The 20,128-nt window shown below is 72.8% G+C and carries 20 protein-coding genes; 9 read left to right on the top strand and 11 right to left on the bottom strand.

Features of this window, described 5'->3' with window-relative positions; translation table 11 throughout:
• Positions 1 to 7: 7 nt before the first annotated feature.
• Positions 8 to 1,024: a DUF4031 domain-containing protein gene (locus tag ACZDYF_RS03530; RefSeq protein ID WP_475053405.1), complete on the top strand. Its 1,017-nt coding sequence runs from the start codon at positions 8 to 10 to the stop codon at positions 1,022 to 1,024.
• A gap of 88 nt (positions 1,025 to 1,112) precedes the next feature.
• On the opposite strand, the gene ACZDYF_RS03525 is transcribed toward ACZDYF_RS03530, so the two are convergent.
• Together ACZDYF_RS03525 and ACZDYF_RS03520 are read right to left on the bottom strand one after the other, a co-directional pair.
• Positions 1,113 to 2,738 (bottom strand): succinic semialdehyde dehydrogenase, encoded by a 1,626-nt coding sequence (locus ACZDYF_RS03525; protein ID WP_191791465.1) that lies wholly within the window; start codon positions 2,736 to 2,738, stop codon positions 1,113 to 1,115.
• Positions 2,739 to 2,870: 132 nt separating this feature from the next.
• Positions 2,871 to 3,485 carry a TetR family transcriptional regulator gene (locus ACZDYF_RS03520; protein ID WP_475053402.1) on the bottom strand — a complete coding sequence of 205 codons (615 nt, stop codon included), beginning with the start codon at positions 3,483 to 3,485 and terminating at the stop codon, positions 2,871 to 2,873.
• A gap of 95 nt (positions 3,486 to 3,580) precedes the next feature.
• Between ACZDYF_RS03520 and ACZDYF_RS03515 the strand changes: the two genes are divergently transcribed.
• On the top strand, positions 3,581 to 4,342 hold the full coding sequence (locus tag ACZDYF_RS03515) for an SDR family NAD(P)-dependent oxidoreductase (protein WP_191791469.1): 762 nt from the start codon (positions 3,581 to 3,583) through the stop codon (positions 4,340 to 4,342).
• Between the two features lie 86 nt (positions 4,343 to 4,428).
• On the opposite strand, the gene ACZDYF_RS03510 is transcribed toward ACZDYF_RS03515, so the two are convergent.
• Both ACZDYF_RS03510 and ACZDYF_RS03505 read right to left on the bottom strand, forming a co-directional pair.
• On the bottom strand, positions 4,429 to 4,977 hold the full coding sequence (locus ACZDYF_RS03510) for a GNAT family acetyltransferase (protein ID WP_475053399.1): 549 nt from the start codon (positions 4,975 to 4,977) through the stop codon (positions 4,429 to 4,431).
• Positions 4,977 to 6,101: a GuaB3 family IMP dehydrogenase-related protein gene (locus ACZDYF_RS03505; RefSeq protein WP_191791472.1), complete on the bottom strand. Its 1,125-nt coding sequence runs from the start codon at positions 6,099 to 6,101 to the stop codon at positions 4,977 to 4,979. The genes ACZDYF_RS03510 and ACZDYF_RS03505 overlap by 1 nt, the downstream gene beginning before the upstream one ends.
• A 190-nt stretch (positions 6,102 to 6,291) precedes the next feature.
• Here ACZDYF_RS03505 and ACZDYF_RS03500 point away from each other — a divergent pair, with 190 nt between their 5' ends.
• Positions 6,292 to 6,990 carry an exonuclease domain-containing protein gene (locus ACZDYF_RS03500; RefSeq protein WP_191791474.1) on the top strand — a complete coding sequence of 233 codons (699 nt, stop codon included), beginning with the start codon at positions 6,292 to 6,294 and terminating at the stop codon, positions 6,988 to 6,990.
• 123 nt (positions 6,991 to 7,113) lie between these two features.
• Positions 7,114 to 8,655 carry a UDP-N-acetylglucosamine 1-carboxyvinyltransferase gene (locus ACZDYF_RS03495; RefSeq protein WP_475053395.1) on the top strand — a complete coding sequence of 514 codons (1,542 nt, stop codon included), beginning with the start codon at positions 7,114 to 7,116 and terminating at the stop codon, positions 8,653 to 8,655.
• A 135-nt stretch (positions 8,656 to 8,790) separates the two neighbouring features.
• Here ACZDYF_RS03495 and guaB read toward each other — a convergent pair whose 3' ends face one another.
• Entirely contained in the window at positions 8,791 to 10,314 is a 1,524-nt protein-coding gene (gene guaB / locus ACZDYF_RS03490; RefSeq protein WP_138825480.1) for an IMP dehydrogenase, read from the bottom strand.
• A 94-nt stretch (positions 10,315 to 10,408) separates the two neighbouring features.
• Positions 10,409 to 11,554, bottom strand: a complete 1,146-nt coding sequence (locus tag ACZDYF_RS03485; RefSeq protein ID WP_475053392.1) for a MerR family transcriptional regulator — start codon at positions 11,552 to 11,554, stop codon at positions 10,409 to 10,411.
• A gap of 211 nt (positions 11,555 to 11,765) precedes the next feature.
• Here ACZDYF_RS03485 and ACZDYF_RS03480 point away from each other — a divergent pair, with 211 nt between their 5' ends.
• Positions 11,766 to 12,053, top strand: coding sequence for a WhiB family transcriptional regulator (locus ACZDYF_RS03480; RefSeq protein ID WP_030151886.1), 288 nt, complete (start codon positions 11,766 to 11,768; stop codon positions 12,051 to 12,053).
• A gap of 213 nt (positions 12,054 to 12,266) precedes the next feature.
• Here ACZDYF_RS03480 and groES read toward each other — a convergent pair whose 3' ends face one another.
• On the bottom strand, positions 12,267 to 12,563 hold the full coding sequence (groES, locus tag ACZDYF_RS03475; RefSeq protein WP_030151887.1) for a co-chaperone GroES: 297 nt from the start codon (positions 12,561 to 12,563) through the stop codon (positions 12,267 to 12,269).
• A gap of 203 nt (positions 12,564 to 12,766) precedes the next feature.
• Between groES and ACZDYF_RS03470 the strand changes: the two genes are divergently transcribed.
• From ACZDYF_RS03470 to ACZDYF_RS03460, 3 genes are all read left to right on the top strand, one after another.
• A complete protein-coding gene (locus ACZDYF_RS03470; RefSeq protein ID WP_475053387.1) occupies positions 12,767 to 14,065 on the top strand; it encodes a class I SAM-dependent methyltransferase in 1,299 nt (432 codons plus the stop codon).
• Between the two features lie 3 nt (positions 14,066 to 14,068).
• Entirely contained in the window at positions 14,069 to 15,205 is a 1,137-nt protein-coding gene (locus ACZDYF_RS03465) for a glutamate--cysteine ligase (protein ID WP_138825488.1), read from the top strand.
• Between the two features lie 67 nt (positions 15,206 to 15,272).
• Positions 15,273 to 16,022, top strand: a complete 750-nt coding sequence (locus tag ACZDYF_RS03460) for a class I SAM-dependent methyltransferase (protein WP_475053384.1) — start codon at positions 15,273 to 15,275, stop codon at positions 16,020 to 16,022.
• 42 nt (positions 16,023 to 16,064) lie between these two features.
• On the opposite strand, the gene tsaD is transcribed toward ACZDYF_RS03460, so the two are convergent.
• Positions 16,065 to 17,135: a tRNA (adenosine(37)-N6)-threonylcarbamoyltransferase complex transferase subunit TsaD gene (tsaD, locus tag ACZDYF_RS03455; RefSeq protein WP_204808030.1), complete on the bottom strand. Its 1,071-nt coding sequence runs from the start codon at positions 17,133 to 17,135 to the stop codon at positions 16,065 to 16,067.
• Between the two features lie 166 nt (positions 17,136 to 17,301).
• Between tsaD and ACZDYF_RS03450 the strand changes: the two genes are divergently transcribed.
• Positions 17,302 to 17,943 (top strand): malonic semialdehyde reductase, encoded by a 642-nt coding sequence (locus ACZDYF_RS03450; protein WP_191791483.1) that lies wholly within the window; start codon positions 17,302 to 17,304, stop codon positions 17,941 to 17,943.
• A 45-nt stretch (positions 17,944 to 17,988) separates the two neighbouring features.
• Here the strand turns inward: ACZDYF_RS03450 and ACZDYF_RS03445 are convergent, their stop codons facing one another.
• The 3 genes from ACZDYF_RS03445 to tsaB are packed head-to-tail and all read right to left on the bottom strand — an operon-like array spanning position 17,989 to position 20,119.
• On the bottom strand, positions 17,989 to 18,846 hold the full coding sequence (locus ACZDYF_RS03445; RefSeq protein ID WP_475053379.1) for a sulfurtransferase: 858 nt from the start codon (positions 18,844 to 18,846) through the stop codon (positions 17,989 to 17,991).
• On the bottom strand, positions 18,843 to 19,391 hold the full coding sequence (gene rimI / locus ACZDYF_RS03440) for a ribosomal protein S18-alanine N-acetyltransferase (protein ID WP_191791487.1): 549 nt from the start codon (positions 19,389 to 19,391) through the stop codon (positions 18,843 to 18,845). The genes ACZDYF_RS03445 and rimI overlap by 4 nt, the downstream gene beginning before the upstream one ends.
• Positions 19,388 to 20,119, bottom strand: a complete 732-nt coding sequence (gene tsaB, locus ACZDYF_RS03435; RefSeq protein WP_475053376.1) for a tRNA (adenosine(37)-N6)-threonylcarbamoyltransferase complex dimerization subunit type 1 TsaB — start codon at positions 20,117 to 20,119, stop codon at positions 19,388 to 19,390. The genes rimI and tsaB overlap by 4 nt, the downstream gene beginning before the upstream one ends.
• Positions 20,120 to 20,128: the final 9 nt, after the last annotated feature.

Below are 20,128 nucleotides of genomic sequence, written 5' to 3'. Positions count from 1 at the left end.
TCGAGGCGTGGCTCTTCTCATCGACCCGCCGACCTGGCCGGCCCACGGGACCTCGTGGTCCCACCTCGTCTCGGACTCCTCGCTCGACGAGCTGCACGGCTTCGCCGAGCGGCTGGGGCTGGGTCGGCGCGCGTTCGACCTCGACCACTACGACGTCCCGGCCGAGCGCCACGCGGACTGCGTCGCCGCGGGGGCCCAGGACGTGTCGGGGCGCGAGCTCATCGTGCGGCTGCGGGCCTCGGGGCTGCGCGTCCCGGCCCGCGAGCGGGCGACGGCCAAGGCCGCGGCCCTGCTGGCACGGTGGGACGCGACGCTGCCGGGGGTCCCGGGGGCGCCCGAGGTGGGTGAGGACCTGGTCGCCCGCTGGCACGAGCCGCACCGCGTCTATCACGGGCCCGCGCACCTGGCTCACGTGCTCGACTCCCTCGCGGTCCTGGAGGGCCGCTCGCCGGGCGTGCCCTCCCCCGGGGAGCCTGCGCCGTCGGGCACGTCGCTGCGCGCGCAGCTCGCCCTGTGGTTCCACGACGCGGTCCACGAGGGTGTCGCGGGGCAGGACGAGGAGGCGTCGGCCGCGCTCGCGGTGGAACGCCTGTCCGCGCTCGTCCCCGGCCCGACGACGACGCTCACCGGTGCCGAGCCTCTCCCGTCGGGCAGGGCGCGCCTGACGCCCGACGACGTCGCGGAGGTCGCGCGGCTCGTCCGTCTCACGGCCACGCACGACCCGGCCCCCGACGATGCCGCGGGTGCGCTCGTGTGCGACGCCGACCTCGCGATCCTCGGCAGCGCGCCCGACCGGTACGCCCGCTACGTCCGGCAGGTGCGGACCGAGTACGCCCACGTGCCCGACGAGCAGTTCGCGGCGGGCCGTGCCGCGGTCCTCGGACAGCTTCTCGCGCTCCCGTCCCTCTTCCGGACACCGCTGGCACGCGAGCGCTGGCAGGAGCGTGCCGAGCAGAACCTGCGGACCGAGCTCGCGGGTCCGGGCGCGCACGGTCACGCGCACGGCGGCGACGTGCACCACTAGGCGCGGCCGGGACGACCGACACCTCCCCGGGGCGCACCGTGAGTGCGGGCGCGCGAGGTCTTCGGGGTCACGGAGGCGCTCCCCGCCGCTACGGCAGGCGCAGCTTCTTCATGACCGCGAACGCGGTCGTGAGCAGGCGGCTCGCACGGTCGGCGGGCTGCGCATAGAGGGTGTCGAAGCTCAACCCGCGCGAGACGCCGCGCTGGACCACGATCGTCTGCGCCTCGGTGAGCGCCTCGATCCCCTCGCGCCCGTGCCGACGCCCCACTCCCGAGCTCTTGAACCCGCCCATGGGTGCCGCGACCGAGCCGAACGCCGACGCGTAGCCGTCGTTGATGTTGACGGCCCCGGCCTCGACCTGCGCCGCGAGCCGGCGCCCGCGCGCGGTGTCCTGCGTCCAGATGCTCGCGCTGAGCCCGAGGTCCGAGTCGTTCATGGCCCGGATCGCGGCCGCGTCGTCGGGCACGCGGGTCACCGTGACGACCGGGCCGAACGTCTCCTCGCGCGCGCACTCGGCCGTGGGCGGCACGTGGTCGAGGACCGTGGGCGCGTAGAAGAACGGGCCGATGTCCGCGCGGTGCACGCCGCCGGCGAGCACGCGGGCGCCCTGGGACAGGGCGTCGTCGACGTGAGCGACCACGCGGTCGAGCTGCGCCTGGGACGTGAGCGAGCCCATGTCCACCGAGTAGTCGAGCGCGGTGCCGAGCCGGAGCTCGCGCACGAGCGGGACGAACGCGTCGAGGAACTCCTCGGCGACGTCCTCGTGCAGGATCAGCCGCTCGACCGAGACGCAGAGCTGGCCGCTGTTGGAGAAGCAGGCGCGCACGGCGCCCTGGGCTGCGGACGGGACGTGCGCGTCCGCCGCGACGTACAGGGGGTTCTTGCCGCCGAGCTCGAGCGTGGTCCCGATGAGCCGCTCGCCCGCCTGCGCGGCGACCTTGCGCCCCGTCGCGGTCGAGCCCGTGAACGCGATGTGGTCGACGAGCCCCGTCAGGGCCGCGCCGATCTCCCCGCCGCCTGCCACGACGAGCAGGAGGTCACCGGGCAGCCCGGCCTCCTCCAGGACCTCGGCGGCCCACAGGGCCGTCAGCGTGGTCTGCGGATCCGGCTTGACCACCACGGCGTTGCCTGCGACCAGGGCGGGCAGGGCCTCGGCGAGGGCCAGCGTGAGCGGGTAGTTCCAGGGGGCGATGGCTCCGACCACGCCGACCGGGCGACGGTGCACGCTCGCGCGCGTCAGGACGGGGAGCATGCCGCCCACTCGGCGTTCTGCCAGGTAGTGCGCGGCCCGCACGCCGTAGTGGCGCGTGACCTGGGCGATGTCGCCGACCTCCTCGAACGCGCTGCGGCGCGACTTGCCCGTCTCCATCTGCAGCAGGTCCAGGATCTCGGCCTGCCGCTCGAGGACCAGGTCGTGGAAGCGAAGCAGCACCGCGGAGCGCTCGGCGACCGTGGTGTGCGCCCAGGAGCGCTGCGCCCGACGCGCCCGTCCGACCGCGACCGCGACGTCCTCGACCGAGGACAGGGGGATCGATGCGAGCGGCGCCCCGGTGAACGGGAGGACCGAGCGGTGCTCGCCCGCCGTGTGGGAGGTGACGACGCGGGCCACGAGGGGAGCGACGACGTCGGGCTCCAGCACGTACGTCGCGGAGGGGTGCTCCGGGTCCAGGAGGCCGTCGATGGCGGCGCTGCCGTCCGGTGTTTCGCTTGCCATGCGTGACAGGTTACGCGGCGGTACCCCCGGGCAGAACATCCTTCACACAATCCCCTTTGGTACGTCTCGCCCGGCGTGCCTCGTCCGGGTCCACAGCGACACGGGGGGCTCGGCCCGGCAGCGCCGTCCCGTTCAGCCCTGCGTCGCCCAGGTACGCGCACCGTCGAGCAGGTGGGCGAGGGCGTCGTCGACGACCTGGGCCGGGTCCCGCTCGGCGGCGGCCTCGGCCCACCAGACGAGCGCGGCGAAGTTGGCCGCCGAGCACGCCGCGGCGAGCGACCGGGCGCGCAGCGACGGCTCGGGCCCGCCCTCGGCGCGGGTCAGGAACGAGTCGACGAGCGCGGCCGACGTGCCGATGCGCGAGGTTCCCCAGGCGAGCAGCTCGTCGTCCGACCCGATGAGCCGCAGCCGTTGGCGCGTGACCTCGAGCGCGTCGTCGGGGAAGGTCGAGGACGCGACGAACGCGGCGCGCACCACGTCGAGCGCCTCGGCCAGGCTCGCCGGGCTGCTCGCGCCGAGCACGTCGGCGATCGCGTCGCGTGCCTCCCCCGAGCCGCCCCAGACCATCGCGGCCTTCGACGGGAAGAGGCGGAAGAGGGTCCGCCGACCGACGCCGCACGCGCTCGCGACGTCGTCCATCGTGACGTTGGCGAAGCCCCGCTCGGTGAACAGGCGTAGAGCCGTGGCGGCGACGCGCGCCGGGTCGACCGTGGCAGGTCGGCCGCGGCGTGCGGGTGTCTGCGACATCACATCTCCTCGCGAAACATATTTATGGCACTGAGTGTTAGAAAGGTAGCAGGAGCCGCATCCAGGCACCTCGACCCGGCGGAAGGACCCCCATCATGAGCACGTCGACCATCCCGAACCGATTCTCCGGCGCGACCGTCGTCGTCACCGGCGCAGGCTCCGGCATCGGCAAGGCCACCGCGACCAGGCTCCTCGCCGAGGGTGCACGCGTCATCGCGAGCGACCTCGACGCCGACCGCCTCGCCGCACTCGTCGCCGAGAGCGGCGAAGCCCCCCTCCTGACCATCGTGGGCGACGTGTCCGACGACGCCGTGATCGCCAGCATCGTCGAGGCCGGCGAGGGGCGCATCACGGGCCTCGTCAACAACGCCGGGATCATGGACTCGTTCGTCCCCACGGCCGAGATCGACGACGCCCTGTGGGAGCGCGTCATGCGCATCAACGTGACCGCGCCCATGAAGCTCATGCGCGCCGTGCTGCCCGCGATGGTCGAGGCCGGCCACGGCCGGATCGTCAACGTCGCGAGCGAGGCCAGCGTGCGCGCGGGCGCCTCGGGCACCCCGTACGCGACGTCGAAGCACGCGGTCGTGGGCCTGACCAAGAGCACCGCGCTCTTCTACGGCCCCGCGGGAGTGCGCGTCAACGCCGTGGCGCCGGGCGCCGTCGCGACCAACATCGAGGCGCCTTTCCGCTCCGAGCTCGGCGCCAAGCGCCTCGGGCCGATCATGCAGGCGACCGTGCCCGAGCCCGCGACCGCCGAGCAGCTCGCGGCCTCGATCACCTGGCTGCTCTCCGAGGACTCGGCCAACGTGAACGGCGTGCTCCTCATGTCGGACGGCGGCTGGTCGACCATCTGACGGTTCCCCCGGGTGTCGGTCCCGAGGCCGGTCACGCAGCTCGTCGCGGCTGCTCGACCCGCCTCGGGTTCGGCACCTTCGTCGTCTCAGACGAGGTCGCGGCCGAGGACCGTGCACTCGGTGTCGGCGTACCCGAGCCGCTCGTAGAAGCCCAGGACCTGCGTGTTGGTCGAGCGCACCATGAGGCGCACCTTGCGCACGCCCTGCGCCGCGAGCCAGGCCTCCGCGGCGACGACCGCGTCGCGACCGAGCCCCGTGCCCTGCAGGTCGGGCGCCACCGCGACGTAGTAGATCCAGCCGCGGTGCCCGTCGAACCCGGCCATGGCCGTCGCGACGACCGCGCCCGCCTCGCGCTCCGTGGCACCTGGGGTGCCCGTGCGCGCGACGAGGATCGTCGAGGAGGGAACGGTCCGGGCGTCCGCCACGTCGAGGCGCGGGTCGTTCCACGGGCGTGCGAGGCCGCAGGCCTCCCAGAGGGCGACGACCTGCTCGACGTCGTCGTCCGTGATCTCGTGGAAGGCGACGCCGCCGACGGTCTGCGACTGCGGTGCGGCGGCGTCGGGCACGGCTGCGGGCGCGCCCGCGCCGAGGGCGTTCGTCAGCCCGACCCCGTCGCGGATGCGGCCCGGCGCCATCAGCGCGGCTGGTAGGGCGAGACGACGACCTCGACGCGCTGGAACTCCTTGAGGTCCGAGTAGCCCGTCGTGGCCATGGCGCGCTTGAGAGCACCCACGAGGTTGAGCGTGCCGTCGGCCTGGCGGCCCGGGCCGAACAGGATCTCGTCGAGCGTGCCGGCCGTGCCGACGCTCACGCGCTCGCCGCGAGGAAGCTGCGGGTGGTGGGCCTCCGAGCCCCAGTGCCAGCCCTTGCCCGGAGCCTCGGTCGCGCGCGCCAGGGCAGCACCGAGCATCACGGCGTCGGCGCCGCACGCGACGGCCTTGACCAGGTCGCCCGAGCGCCCCACGCCACCGTCGGCGATGACGTGCACGTAGCGGCCGCCCGACTCGTCGAGGTAGTCCCGACGCGCGGCCGCGACGTCCGCGACGGCCGTCGCCATGGGCGCGTGGATGCCGAGGCTGACACGCGTCGTGTGCGCCGCGCCGCCGCCGAAGCCCACGAGGACCCCGGCCGCTCCGGTGCGCATGAGGTGCAGGGCCGCGGTGTAGGTCGACGCGCCACCGACGATGACCGGGACGTCGAGCTCGTAGATGAAGCGCTTGAGGTTGAGCGGCTCGGCGTTGCCCGAGACGTGCTCTGCGGAGACCGTGGTGCCACGGATGACGAACAGGTCCACGCCGGCGTCGACGACCGTCTTGTAGAACTCCTGCGTGCGCTGCGGCGACAGGGCTCCCGCGACCGTGACGCCCGACTCCCGGACCTCCTTGAGGCGCTGGGTGATCAGCTCGGCCTTGATCGGCTCGGCGTACACCTCCTGCATGCGGCGCGTCGCGCTCGGGGCGTCGAGCGTCGCGATCTCCGCGAGGATCGGCTCCGGGTTCTCGTACCGCGTCCACAGGCCCTCGAGGTCCAGCACGCCCAGGCCGCCCGCGTTGCCCAGGGCGACCGCGGTCGCCGGGCTCATGACGGAGTCCATGGGGGCCGCCAGGATCGGCAGGTCGAAGTGGTAGGCGTCGATCTGCCACCCCACCGACACGTCCTCCGGGTCACGCGTACGCCGGGAGGGGACCACGGCGATGTCGTCGAAGGAGAAGGCGCGCCGTCCGCGCTTGCCACGACCGATCTCGATCTCGTTGCTCACCCGACGAGGATACCGGCCCCGGGCGCGGGCACGCCCTCCCGAGCCACGCGGTGGACCAGGGCGTCCCAGCAGCACCGCCCGGCAGGGCTGTCAGTGGCCGCTGGCATGCTCCCAGCAGAGACCAGGGACGGTCGCGAACGGCGAGGAACGCCGGGCCACCACCCACAGGACGACGGCAAGGAGCACGACGATGAGCTGGACGACCGGACCGCTGCTGGGGTTCGACACCGAGACCACCGGGGTCGACGTCACGAACGACCGCATCGTGACCGCAGCGCTCGTGCGGCGCGTCCCCGGAAGGAGCACCGAGGTCCGCACCTGGCTCGTCGACCCGGGCGTCCCCATCCCCGCGGAGGCGGCCGCGATCCACGGCATCTCGACCGAGCACGCGGTCGAGCACGGGGTGGCCCCCGGCCCCGCGCTCGAGGAGATCGCGTCGCTCATCGCCGCGGACCTCGCGATCGGCGTGCCCGTCGTCGCGTTCAACGCCGCGTTCGACCTGTCGCTGCTCGACGCCGAGCTGGCCCGGCACGCGCTGCCGACCCTGGGCGAGCGCCTGGGGCGCGAGGTCACGCCCGTGGTCGACCCGCTCGTGCTCGACCGGTCGCTCGACCGGTACCGCAAGGGCAAGCGCAAGCTCGGCGACCTGTGCGCGCACTACGGCGTGACGGACGGCGGCAACCTCCACACCGCGGACGTCGACGTGCTCGCGACCCTCGACGTGCTCGAGGCCATGACCCGTGTCTTCCCCGAGCTCGCCGAGCAGGACCTCGACTCGCTGCACCGTCACCAGATCACGGCGCACCGGGACTGGGCCGAGAACTTCAACTCCTGGCGCGCCGGGCAGGGGTACGTCGGTGCCGGGGCGAGCACCGCCTGGCCGTCGTGAGCACGGTCGGCCGACCATGAAAACCTCATAGAACATATGGGCCGCCCGTGACGATCCCGTGAAGCCCCTCCGCGCCGCCGGCATCGGCGCGCCGATATCTCATCGATGAGTTATCGTCGGCTCATGACCATGGTCGACGAAGCACCCCAGCACCTCGCACAGGTCGCCGCCCTCATCCGCGGCGCACGCCAGAACAAGGGCCTCACCCAGGCCCAGCTCGCCGAGCGCCTCGGGACGAGCCAGAGCGCGATCCACCGGATCGAGCAGGGCTCGCAGAACGTGAGTCTCGACATGCTCGCCCGCATCAGCGCCGCTCTCGACTCGGAGATCATCTCGTTCGGTGCACAGAAGCACTCCCACCTGCGGGTCAGCGGCGGACACGAGCTCTCGGGCCGCATCGAGGTCAACTCCTCGAAGAACGGCGCGGTCGCGCTGCTGTGCGCCTCGCTCCTCAACCGCGGACGCACCACGCTGCGCCGGGTCGCGCGCATCGTCGAGGTCGACCGCATCGTCGACGTCCTGCGCAGCATCGGCGTGCATGCCACCTGGTCGGCAGACGGCCGCGACCTCGAGATCGTCGTGCCCGAGCAGCTCGACCTCGCGTCGATCGACGTCGACGCCGCGCGCCGCACCCGCTCGATCATCATGTTCCTCGGGCCCCTCCTCGGCCTCCAGGCCCAGTTCTCGCTCCCCTACGCGGGCGGTTGCGACCTGGGCACCCGGACCGTCGAACCCCACATGATCGCGCTGCGCCCGTTCGGGCTGTCCGTCACCGCGGCCTCGGGCAACTACGAGGCGATCGTCGCGGCGCCCGGCACCCAGGACCTCAGCGTGGTCCTCACCGAGCGCGGCGACACCGTCACGGAGAACGCGATCATGGCCGCCGCGTCGCGCGAGGGCGTGACCACGATCCGCAACGCGAGCCCCAACTACATGGTCCAGGACCTCTGCTTCTACCTCGAGCTCCTGGGCGTGCGCATCGAGGGCATCGGCACGACCACGCTGCGCATCCACGGGCGCACCGACATCGACGCCGACGTCGAGTACGCGGTCTCCGAGGACCCGGTCGAGGCCATGAGCCTCCTGACGGCCGGGATCGTCACGGGCTCGGAGATCACGGTCGCCCGCGTCCCGATCGAGTTCATGGAGATCGAGCTCGCGACCCTGTCCGAGATGGGTCTGCGCTACTCGCTCTCCCCCGAGTACCTGGCACTCAACGGGCGCACCCGCCTGGTCGACGTGACCGTCCACCCGAGCCAGCTCCACGCACCGATCGACAAGATCCACCCCATGCCCTTCCCGGGGCTCAACATCGACAACCTGCCGTTCTTCGCGGTCATCGCGGCGTGCGCGAGCGGGCACACCCTCATCCACGACTGGGTGTACGAGGGCCGGGCGATCCACCTGACGGACCTCACGCGCCTCGGAGCCGACGTCCGCCTCCTCGACTCCCACCGGCTCGACATCACCGGACCGACCCACTGGTCCGGAGCCGAGGTGAGCTGCCCTCCCGCGCTGCGACCCGCCGTCGTGATCCTGCTCGCGATGCTCGCGGCGAAGGGCACCTCGGTGCTGCGCAACGTCGACATCATCTCGCGCGGCTACGAGCAGCTCCAGGAGCGGCTCATCGAGCTCGGTGCGCGGATCGAGACGTTCCGCGACTGACCTCGGACGACCGACGACGGGATCCGCGCACGACGCGGCCCGCACACGACAGGACGGGCGTGACCGAGGAGGTCACGCCCGTCCTGTCGTGCTTCGACGCCCGCAGCAGCCGCCCCCGCGGCGGCAGCCGCGAGGTCAGCGCCCCGTGTAGTTGGGAGCCTCGACCGTCATCTGGATGTCGTGCGGGTGCGACTCCTTGAGCCCGGCCGGCGTGATGCGCACGAACTTGCCTCGCTCCTGGAGCTGCGGGATCGTGTGCGCGCCGACGTAGAACATCGACTGGTGCAGGCCCCCGACGAGCTGGTGGGCGACCGCGCCGAGCGGGCCACGGTAGGGCACCTGGCCCTCGATGCCCTCGGGCACGATCTTGTCGTCGCTCGCGACGTCCGCCTGGAAGTAGCGGTCCTTGGAGTACGACACCTTCTTGCCGCGCGAGGCCATGGCCCCGATCGAGCCCATGCCGCGGTAGAGCTTGTACTGCTTGCCGTTGACGAACACGAGGTCACCGGGGCTCTCGTCGCAGCCTGCGAGGAGCGAGCCCAGCATGACCGTGTCCGCACCCGCGACGAGCGCCTTCGCGATGTCACCCGAGTACTGGAGGCCGCCGTCGCCGATGACCGGTACGCCGGCCGGGCGGCACGCGAGCGAGGCCTCGTAGATGGCCGTGACCTGCGGGACGCCGACGCCCGCGACGACCCGGGTCGTGCAGATCGAGCCCGGGCCCACGCCGACCTTGACGCCGTCGGCTCCGGCGTCGACGAGCGCCTGCGCGCCCGCGCGGGTCGCGACGTTGCCACCGACGACCTGGACGTCCTTGAACGCCGGGTCCGCCTTGAGCTTGCGGATCATGTCGAGCAGGAGGCGTGCGTGGCCGTTCGCGGTGTCGGCGACCAGGACGTCCACGCCGGCCTCGGCGAGCGCCGTCGCGCGAGCCCACGCGTCGCCGAAGAACCCGATCGCCGCACCGACGCGCAGGCGACCCTCGCCGTCCTTGGTCGCGCCCGGGTACTGCTCGGTCTTGACGAAGTCCTTGACGGTGATGAGACCGCCCAGCCGGCCCTCGGCGTCGATGAGCGGGAGCTTCTCGATCTTGTGCTTGGCCAGGAGCGCGGCCGCGTCGTCGCGCGCGATGCCGATCGGGGCCGTCACGAGGGGCATGGGGGTCATGATCTCGAACACGCGCCGCTCGGCGAAGTCCGCGGGGTTGACGAACCGCAGGTCCCGGTTCGTGATGATGCCGACGAGCGTGCCGTCGGGCTCCACGACGGGCAGGCCGGACACCCGGTACTGACCGCACAGCGCGTCGAGCTCGGCGAGCGTGGCCTCCGGACCGACCGTGACCGGGTCGGTGATCATGCCGGACTCGGACCGCTTGACGAGGTCGACCTCCTTGGCCTGCGCCTCGATCGACAGGTTGCGGTGGATGATGCCGATCCCGCCCTGGCGGGCCATCGCGATCGCCATGCGCGACTCGGTCACCGTGTCCATCGCCGCCGAGAGCAGCGGTGCGGACATGGTGATCTCGCGCGTCAGCCGGGCGGTCGTGTCGACCTCGCTCGGGATGACGTCCGTCTCGTTCGGGAGCAGGAGGACGTCGTCGTACGTCAGTCCGGTGAAGCCGAAGGGGTCGTGTGCGGGGGCTGCGAGAGAGTCGGTCACATCAAGATTCTACGCTCAGGGCCTCGGGCATATTCCCGGCCGTCCCGCCACCGAGACGGCCGAGGGACGGCCGGGAGCGTGCGCGTGGCGCAGGTCACCGCACGACGGCGAGGGCCTCGTGGAGCAGACCGGTGAAGCTGCGCACGCGCTGGACCGTCGAGGCGTAGGGCAGGCTCGCCGCCGCCTCGTCGTTCGCGAGACCGACGAAGATCGGCAGGTCCGGGTTGGCCTCGTGCAGGGTGTGCACGACGTCGAGCACCGGCCGGGGCTGCATCGTCACCACGGCGATGGCCGCTGGGCGGACCATGGTGACGAGCTCGAGCGAGCGGTGCGCCGTGGCCGAGCCCGTGACGATGCGAGCCATGGCCCCCTGGGCGCCGAGGGCCGCCGCCAGCGCGTGCGCTGCGAGCGGCACCTGCTCCCCGGGCGCGGCGAAGATCAGCACGATGCGGCGCATGCGGCTCGGGTGGTTGGGCGGCGGACCGCCTCCCGCGACGAGCGCCTCCTCGGACGCGTGCGTGTACTCGCGCAGTGCGGCCAGGGTCGCGTTCGAGAACACGACCTCGGGCATCTCGCCCGGGGACGCGAGGAACGTCCGCTCGGCGATGCGGTGCAGCGCGGGCTCGACGAGCGTCGACCACCAGTGCCCCGGGTCCGTGCCGGGCGCGATGCGCAGGAGCTGGTCGCACTTCTTCTGGTCGAACGCGATGGCGGCGTCCACGACGTCGGACACGCTCGTCAGGCGAGGCGCCCCCAGGCGGATGGGCTCGTCGTCGGCAGATCGTGGCACCGAGCGCAGCAGCCGCACCCCGCCGGAGGGCGTGTCGGCCGCCTGGGACGAGCCACCGGCGGGTGCGGGGCCCTCCTCCAGGTCACCCCCTGCGTCGTCAGCGCCGTCGACGTCATCGGCGCCGTCGGCGTCGGCGTCGCCCGCGTCGCTCTCGAGGGCCAGCTCGGCCTCGTCCGCGTCGAGGGCTGCACGCGCTGCGTCGACGGGGGCGACCCCCTCGAGCGTCAGGCGACGCATGATGACGAGCCGCGCGACGTCGTCGGCGGTGTACCGGCGATGGGAGCCGGCGGTGTGCTCCGAGGGCCCGAGGCCGTAGCGACGGTCCCAGGTGCGGAGGGTGGCCGGGGCGACGCCCAGCCTCTTGGCAACGGCCGCGACGGCGAGAGCTGGTGCCTCGGTCGCCTTCCGTCGGGGCCCGCCGGGGTTCGGGGCGGACCGGAGTGAATTCATGCACCCGATTCTGCCGACCGGTTCAGTCGCTCGCCACTTCGGACGCGGCGTGTCTCAGTCCGTGATGCCCGGAATGGCTGAACCACGCGTGAAACGAGTGCCGTTCGCGCCACTCCGTGCCCAAATCGATGCAGACCTCGCAGAACCGGTTCACGAAGTTGCCCACCTCAGCCACTTGAACAACTTCTGCAACGCTTGTAGGTTGTCCTGCATGACAGAGATCTCGAGGCTCCCCGGACCGGTCATGGAACTGTGGGAATGGCAGTACCAGGGCTCGTGCCGCGACCAGGACGACACCCTCTTCTTCCACCCGGAGGGCGAGCGAGGCTCGACCCGACGACGACGCGCCGAGGCGGCCAAGGCGATCTGCGCCTCGTGCCCGGTGATGATGCAGTGCCGCGAGCAGTCCCTCAAGGTCCGCGAGCCCTACGGGGTCTGGGGCGGCCTCAGCGAGGACGAGCGCGCCGCGATCCTGGCCGGCGTCGCGAAGACCGGCTGACCTGCCGACCGGCCGGGCCCCGCTCGGCCTGCGCACGCGAGCCGTCCGCGCAGCACCCCGCACCACCCGTCAGCATCCACCACACGTCCCCGGCGCCCGCGCCGGCCTCGAGATCCCGCCGGCACCGGACATGACGAAGGGCCCCGCAACCGACAGGTTGCGGGGCCCTTCGTCACCAGCAGAGCTGCTGGACGTCAGCCGGTGATCAGAAGATCAGGAGACGACCACGGCGAGGATGTCGCGCGCGGAGAGCACCAGGTACTCCTGGCCCCCGTACTTGACCTCGGTGCCGCCGTACTTGCTGTAGATGACCTTGTCGCCGACGACGACGTCCAGCGGGACGCGGTTGCCGTTGTCGTCGATACGACCCGGACCAACGGCCAGGACCTCGCCCTCCTGGGGCTTCTCCTTGGCGGTGTCCGGAATGACCAGGCCGGATGCGGTCGTGGTCTCGGCCTCGAGGGCCTTCACGACGATCCGGTCCTCGAGCGGCTTGATGGGGACCGACACGTCGGACCTCCGTTTCGCTGTGAGAACTGCAACGGGTAGGTGTCGAGCGCAGCCTGCCGTCCGTCGTCGCGGGTGCCGGACCGGCGGGAGTCGCTCTCGTCGCCCTCACCCGAAGGTGCGGACGACCTACGCTCAATCTAGGTCCGCATTAGCACTCGGTCAAGGCGAGTGCCAACGCGCGCCGGGCGTGGAAAGATCGATGCATGGACGCGTCGGCACTGACCAAGCTGCTCAGCCCGGCGGGATGGTCGCTCCTCAGCGCACTCCCGCCCTACGACGAGCGCCAGGCCATGGTGCTCGCGACCGGCCTGCGCGCCCAGGGCGTCGACCCCGAGCTCGCCGCGGCAGCCCTCACCCAGTCCCGCCTGCGCGCCAAGGCCCACCTCAAGTTCGACGCTTTCGCCGACGGCATGCTCTTCACCCAGGACGGTCTCGAGCAGGCGACCCGGCTCGTGGTCGCGGCCCACCACGCGCAGCGCTACCACGCGGCCGGCGTCACCAAGGTGGCCGACCTGACGTGCGGCATCGGCGCGGACTCCATGACCTTCGCCGGGACCGGCCTGCAGGTCCTCGCGACCGACGTCGACGAGGTCACGGCCTCGATCGCGACGGTCAACCTGCGCCACTTCCCCGAGGCCGAGGTCCGCCACGCCGACGGCCTGAGCATCGACCTCGTCGCGGAAGGCGTCGACGGTGTGTTCGCCGACCCGGCGCGGCGCACGCGGTCGGGCACGCGGATCTTCGACCCGCGCTCGTACGCTCCCGCGCTCGACGACGTGTGGGCGCTGCGCTCGGTCGTGCCCGCGGTCGGGATCAAGGTCGGTCCTGGCATCCCGCACGCGGGGCTGCCCGCCGACGCCGAGACCCAGTGGGTCTCGGTCGACGGCGACGTCGTGGAGGCCGCGCTCTGGTTCGGGCCCCTCGCCCCGGACGGCCCCGGGCGCACGGCCCTCGTGCTGCGCTCCACGACCGACGCCGACGGCAACCACCGCACGACCTCGCGCACCCTGCGCCACGACCAGGGCGACGACGAGCCCGTGCCGGACGTCGGCGCCGTCGGGCACTATCTGTACGAGCCCGACGGCGCGGTCATCCGCGCCGGGCTCGTGGCCCACGCCGCGGCGGAGCTGGGCGGGCGGCTGCTCGACCGGACCATCGCGTACGTCACGACGGACCACCCCGCGCCGCGCGCGGTCGTGGGCAGCGCCGACAGCGCTGATCTTGCGATCGGCTACCGTGTCCTGGACGTCATGCCCTTCAGCCTCAAGAAGCTCAAGGCGTACCTGCGCGAGCGGGGCGTCGGGCGGCTGACCATCAAGAAGCGAGGCACGGCCGTCGTGCCTGAACAGCTCCGCAGACAGCTCGACCTGCGCGGCACCGCGGAGGCGACCGTCGTCCTGACCCGGGTCGGCGGGTCGCAGCAGGTCCTGGTCGTCGAACCGTTGACCCGGCCCGACGGCACGAGCGTCCTCGACTCCCCCACGCCTGGAGAAAGGGGCTGATCGGTGCACCTTCCCTTCGCCCGGTCCGAGCGCTCGTCCGTCGGCATCGAGTGGGAGCTCGCGCTCGTCGACAAGGACTCGGGCGACCTGCGCCAGGTCGCCCAGACCGTGCTGGACGCCGTCGAGCCCACCGACGGGACCCAGCACCCGCACATCCGCCAGGAGCTGCTCCTCAACACGGTCGAGGTCGTGAGCGGCGTGTGCCGCACGGTCGGCGACGCCGGCCGTGACCTCGAGGCCGCGATCGAGGAGATCCGCGTCCTGACCGACCCCCTGCGCGTCGAGCTCATGAGCGCGGGCACGCACCCGTTCGCGCGCTGGGCCCAGCAGAAGGTCACGGACAAGGAGCGCTACGCGACCCTCATCGACCGCACGCAGTGGTGGGGGCGTCAGATGCTCATCTACGGCGTGCACGTGCACGTCGGGATCGAGGACCGCGCCAAGGTGCTGCCCATCTCGCGCGCCATGCTGGGGTACTTTGCGCACCTCCAGTCGCTCTCGGCGTCGTCGCCGTTCTGGGGCGGCAAGGACACGGGCTACGCGTCGAACCGTGCGCTCATGTTCCAGCAGCTCCCGACCGCGGGCCTGGGCTTCCAGTTCGAGACGTGGGAGCAGCTCGAGGGCTACGTGGGCGACATGATGCACACGGGCGTGATCGACCAGTTCGACGAGGTCCGCTGGGACCTGCGGCCGTCCCCACGCTTCGGCACGCTCGAGACGCGCATCTGCGACGGCGCGACGAACCTGACCGAGGTCCTCGCGCTCGCCGCGCTCAACCACTGCCTGGTCGAGCACCTGTCGACGCTGCTCGACGAGGGCAAGGAGCTCCCCACGATCCCTGCGTGGTTCGCGCAGGAGAACAAGTGGCGCTCGGCGCGCTACGGCATGGACGCGATCATCATCCTCGACCGTGCGGGCAACGAGGAGCTCGTGACCGAGGCGGTGAGCAAGCTGCTCGTCGAGCTCGAGCCCGTCGCGGCCCGTCTGGGGTGCCTCGCCGAGCTCGACGACGTGCGCCTCATCCTGCGCCGCGGCGCCTCCTACCAGCGGCAGCGGGCCGTGGCGCGGCGCAACGGGGGCGAGCTCGACGCCGTCGTGCGTGCGCTCGTCGCGGAGATGCGGGCGGGCCGCCCGCTCTGACAGGGCCTGCAGCGTCCCCGCGCGCCGGTCCGGATATTGCGTTGCCCCTGCTGAGACCATGGGACGCATGGATCCTGCGGACTTCTACACGGGCATCGTCGCCGAGCTCTACGCTCCCCTGAAGTCGGGCTACGAGGACCCGGAGCGCTACGCGCGCTTCGTGCTCGACTCGGGCGAGCCGGCCCTCGAGCTGGGCTGCGGCGACGGGGACCCGCTCCTGGTCCTGCGCTCGCTGGGCCTGGACGTCGAGGGGGTGGACTCGTCGGCCGACATGCTCGAGCGGTGCCGCGAGCTCGCGGCCGTCCAGGGGCTCGACGTCACGCTCCACCACCAGCGCATGGAGTCCCTCGACCTGCCGCACACGTACCGTTCGATCTTCCTCGCGGGCCCCACGTTCTGCCTCCTGCCCGACGACGACACGGCGCTCGCGGCGCTGCGCGGCATCCGGTCCCACCTGACCGAGGACGGGACCGCCCTGGTCCCGCTCTTCGTCCCGTCCCCCACTCCCCCCGAGGCGGTGGGCGTCCCTCGCGAGACGACACGTGAGGACGGCGCCGTCCTGCGGGTCGGGGTCGTGGCCGAGGAGCGCGACGAGCACACGCGGACCCAGCGCAGCGCGCTGCGCTACGAGCGGGTGCTCGACGGCGCGAGCACGGTGGAGGAGCGGCTCTGGACGATCCACTGGTACACGCAGGACGGGTTCCGGGCGCTCGCTTCGGCGGCGGGCCTCGAGATGGTCGCCGTCCAGGACGAGGACGGGCACCACGCCGCGGCGGACGCCGACGAGTTCACGTTCCTGCTGCGCCCTGCGCGCTGAGGCGCGGCGCGCGTCAGCGTGCCGGTCTGCGCAGGTCCTGGTTCAGACCGAGACGGTCGTGAGCGGCATCGACGAGTCGACGGGGATGTCCAGGCCCGACGGCGCCACACCGGCCCGCACGACGGCGGACCCGAGCGCGGCGATCATCGCGCCGTTGTCGGTGCAGTAGCGGATCGGCGGGATGCGCAGGTCGATCCCGGCCTCGGCGCAGCGCTCGGCCGCCATGTCGCGGAGCTGGGAGTTGGCGCTGAACCCACCGCCGACCACGAGGGTCTCGACGCCGTGCCGCTGGCAGGCCGCGATGGTCTTGGCCGTGAGGACGTCGGCGACGGCCTCGGCGAAGGAGGCCGCGACGTCGTTCAGCGGCACCTCGAGGCCGCTGTCGGTGCGGGCCTCGACCCACCGCGCCACCGCGGTCTTGAGCCCCGAGAACGAGAAGTCGTACGCGTGCTTCTCCTGGTCCTTGCGGGCCGTGAGGCCGCGCGGGAACCGGATCGCGGTCGGGTCGCCCTCGCGCGCGAGGCGGTCGATGTGCGGACCGCCCGGGTAGGGCAGGCCGAGCAGGCGGCCGACCTTGTCGAAGGCCTCGCCGGCGGCGTCGTCGAGCGTCGAGCCGAGCTCGGTCACGTCGGTCGCGATGTCGTCGACCAGGAGCAGCGAGGAGTGCCCGCCCGAGACCACGAGCGCCATGACGCGCTCCGGGAGCTCGCCGTGGACGAGCTCGTCCACGGCGGCGTGGCCGATCACGTGGTTCACGCCGTAGAGCGGCTTGTTCAGGCCGATCGACAGGGCCTTGGCGGCCGACGCGCCGATCGTGAGCGGCCCCACGAGACCGGGCCCTGCGGTCACGGCGATCGCGTCGATCTCGGACAGGTCGACGTCGGCCTCGCCCAGCGCGCGCTGGATCGTGGGGATCATCGCCTCGAGGTGGGCGCGCGAGGCGACCTCGGGGATGATGCCGCCGTAGCGGGCGTGCTCGTCCATGGAGCTCGCGACCGCGTCGACGAGAAGCTCGCGCCCGCGTACGAGCGCGACGCCCGTCTCGTCGCAGGACGACTCGATGCCGAGGACCAGGGGCGCGCCGAGGGTGTCAGAGGAACCGCCAGAAACCATGGTTCCCAGCGTAGTCGCGTGGCGGCGGTCGTCGTGCGCGGCGCCGCACGGGGACCGCGGGGACGCGCCCTGAGCAGCAGGTGGCCAGGGCGCCGCGGACCGGATGTGTCGCACGTCACGGCCCCGGGCGGGAAGGGTGATTGATCCTTCAACTGTTGACCGAGGCATGAGCACCGAGACCTTCACCCCCATCGACGCCGCCTTCGACGACCTGCTCGAGATCGACGCCTCGACCGCCGACCTCCTGTTCCGCGAGGCCCGGACCGTACACGCCTTCGAGGACGAGGCGGTGCCCGACGAGAAGATCCAGGCCGCCTACGACCTGGTCCGCTGGGGCCCGACCGCTATGAACACCGTGCCGCTGCGCCTCCTCGTGGTCCGCGACCCCGAGGCCCGTGCGCGCCTCGTCGAGCACATGGCCGACGGCAACAAGGCCAAGACCCTCGCGGCCCCGCTCACGATCGTCGCCGCGGCCGACCCCAACTTCCACGAGTACCTCCCGGTCCTCGCCCCGCACATGGAGGGCGCCAAGGAGAACTTCGAGGCTGCCGGTGTCGAGACCCGCGCGGGCATGTCCCGCACGTCCGCGCTGATCCAGGTCGGCTACTTCATCGTGGGCCTGCGCGCCGCCGGTCTGCACGTCGGCCCCATGGGCGGGTTCGACGCCGCGGGCATCGACGCCGAGTTCTTCGGCGAGAACGGCTGGAAGTCGCTCGTCGTCATCAACGTCGGCACCCCGGCCGGCGAGGGCGCGACGTACCCGCGCCAGACGCGCCTCACGTTCGACCAGGCCTCCGAGACCCTCTGAGACCCTCTGAGGCGACCGCCCAGCACGTCCCCGAGACCCGTCCGGTCAGGCCCCCGTGGCCACCGGGCGGGTCTCGTCGTTCGACCACTGCGACCACGATCCCGCGTACAGCGCGGCGTCGACCCCGATCGTCGCGAGGGCCGCTACCTCGTGCGCGGCCGTGACGCCCGACCCGCAGTACACGCCGACCTGCCGACGCGCGCCGCCCTGCACGCCCAGGTCCGCGAAGCGCTCGCGCAGCGCGGCCTCGTCGAGGAAGCGCCCGTCGGGTCCCAGGTTGGCGGTCGTCGGCGCGCTCACCGCGCCCGGGACGTGTCCCGCGCGCGGGTCCACGGGCTCGACCTCGCCCCGGAAGCGCTCGCCCGCCCGCGCGTCCAGGAGCAGTCCGTCGCCCGACGACGCCAGGTCCGCCGCGTCGTCGGGTGTGAGCGTGGGGAGCGCGCCCTGGGACAGCACGACGTCGCCCGGGACCGGGACCACCTCGCCCGTCTCGAGGGCCAGGCCCGCGGCGGTCCAGGCGCCCAGTCCCCCGTCGAGCAGGCGGACGTCCGCGAGGCCCGCCCAGCGCAGCAGCCACCACGCGCGCGCGGCCGACGTGGCCCCCACGGCGTCGTACGCGACCACGCGCGTTCCCCCGCGCACGCCCCAGCGGCGGCACGCGGCCTGGAGGTCGGCGAGGTCCGGCAGCGGGTGGCGGCCCCGCGCCGGTGACGGCGGAGCCGCGAGCTCGGTCTCCAGGTCCACGAACACCGCGCCGGGCAGGTGCCCCGCGAGGTACTGCTCGTGGCCGTCGGTCACGCCGAGCGCCCAGCGGACGTCGAGCAGGACCAGGTCACCCGTGCCCGCGGCGAGCTCGTCGTGCAGCGCCCGCGCCGAGACGAGCACCGCGTCCCGAGCGCTCACGCGACGCCCGGCTCGTCAGGGAGCGCGTCCCTCTCGCCGGCCGCGGGAGCGGTCTCGACGGAGTCGTCTGTCAGCTCGAGGCGCATCGTGTAGGCGTCGACGTCCTCCGGCTGGTAGTACCGCTTGCGGATGCCGAGCTGCTCGAAGCCGAACTTGCCGTACATGGCCAGCGCCGCGTCGTTGTCGACCGCGACCTCCAGCAGGACCGCGCTCGCGCCCACCTGGCGCGAACGGTCGATCAGCGCCGTCAGGAGCACCGACCCGATGCCCAGGTGGTGGTACTGCGGGTCCACCCCGATCGTCATGATCTGCGTGACGTCGCCGTCGAACCACAGCCCCGCGTAGCCGACGAGCTCCTGGGGCCCGGCCGCGTAGATCCGGACGGGCTCGGCCGCGACGTACCAGCGGCCCAGCGCACCGAGCTCCTCGGCCAGCATCCCGTACGTCCAGGCGCTCGGGCCGAACAGCTCCTGCTCGAGGCGCACGACGCGCGGCAGGTCCGCCGCGCGCAGCGGGCGCAGCTTGACCTCGTAGTGGGCGCTCACGCCCCGCTCACCTTCCGGTCCGCCGCAGGGGCGTCGGTCGCGCGCTTGCGGGCCGCGGGCTCCTGGACGTCCGGGCGGCGCAGGTACAGCGGCTCGGTGGGCTGGTCGAGGCCTGCGTCCCTGCGCGCGATCGCGAGCCGCGCCAGCACGACCGCGTCGGGGACGAGCGGGGCGTCCTCCGCGAGCGGCAGGTCATCGGGGTAGAGCGCGGCGCCCTCACCCACGACCACGGCACCCTCGGCCTGGTCGGCCAGTCCTGCGGCCGGCCCCACGTCCGGGCCGGCGACGAGCTCGACGACCGGCGTCGCGTGCGGTCCCTCGTGCGCCACCACGCGATAGCGCGCCCAGTAGACCTCGCGCCGGCGCGCGTCGGCCGTCGCGAGGACCTCCTCGCCCGGGGTCAGCCCCAGGTCGCTCACGGCCTGCGCCGCGATCGCGTCGAGCCCCGAGACACCGAACGCCGGGATGCCGAGCGACAGCGCGAGAGTGCGCGCCGTGACCAGCCCGACCCGCAGGCCCGTGAAGGGTGCAGGTCCCGTACCCGCGACGACGGCCGTCAGCGCGGTACGGTCCACCCCGGCCTCGGCGAGCACCTCGCTGATGAGCGGGGCCAGGGTCTCGGCGTGCCGACGGCGCTCGTCCGCCGAGCGCACAGCGAGCCGTTCACCGCCGTCCCCGACGAGGGCGACCGCGACGGCGGCTGACGTATCGAGCGCGAGAACTGCCACGGTCCCAGC

The organism is Oerskovia sp. PE-21s, assembly GCF_056158145.1.
Note: the sequence above shows the minus strand (reverse complement) of the source record. Positions and strands in the feature narration are given on the sequence as shown.

Excerpts from the sequence above, each read along its gene's own strand:
- ACZDYF_RS03460 (WP_475053384.1), top strand. The coding sequence starts at position 15,273 with ATGGATCCTGCGGACTTCTACACGGGCATCGTCGCCGAGCTCTACGCT.
- ACZDYF_RS03525 (WP_191791465.1), bottom strand. The coding sequence starts at position 2,738 with ATGGCAAGCGAAACACCGGACGGCAGCGCCGCCATCGACGGCCTCCTG.
- ACZDYF_RS03480 (WP_030151886.1), top strand. The coding sequence starts at position 11,766 with ATGACAGAGATCTCGAGGCTCCCCGGACCGGTCATGGAACTGTGGGAA.
- ACZDYF_RS03510 (WP_475053399.1), bottom strand. The coding sequence starts at position 4,977 with ATGGCGCCGGGCCGCATCCGCGACGGGGTCGGGCTGACGAACGCCCTC.
- ACZDYF_RS03500 (WP_191791474.1), top strand. The coding sequence starts at position 6,292 with ATGAGCTGGACGACCGGACCGCTGCTGGGGTTCGACACCGAGACCACC.
- ACZDYF_RS03495 (WP_475053395.1), top strand. The coding sequence starts at position 7,114 with ATGACCATGGTCGACGAAGCACCCCAGCACCTCGCACAGGTCGCCGCC.
- ACZDYF_RS03520 (WP_475053402.1), bottom strand. The coding sequence starts at position 3,485 with ATGTCGCAGACACCCGCACGCCGCGGCCGACCTGCCACGGTCGACCCG.
- ACZDYF_RS03450 (WP_191791483.1), top strand. The coding sequence starts at position 17,302 with ATGAGCACCGAGACCTTCACCCCCATCGACGCCGCCTTCGACGACCTG.
- tsaD (WP_204808030.1), bottom strand. The coding sequence starts at position 17,135 with ATGGTTTCTGGCGGTTCCTCTGACACCCTCGGCGCGCCCCTGGTCCTC.
- ACZDYF_RS03485 (WP_475053392.1), bottom strand. The coding sequence starts at position 11,554 with ATGAATTCACTCCGGTCCGCCCCGAACCCCGGCGGGCCCCGACGGAAG.
- ACZDYF_RS03470 (WP_475053387.1), top strand. The coding sequence starts at position 12,767 with ATGGACGCGTCGGCACTGACCAAGCTGCTCAGCCCGGCGGGATGGTCG.
- ACZDYF_RS03515 (WP_191791469.1), top strand. The coding sequence starts at position 3,581 with ATGAGCACGTCGACCATCCCGAACCGATTCTCCGGCGCGACCGTCGTC.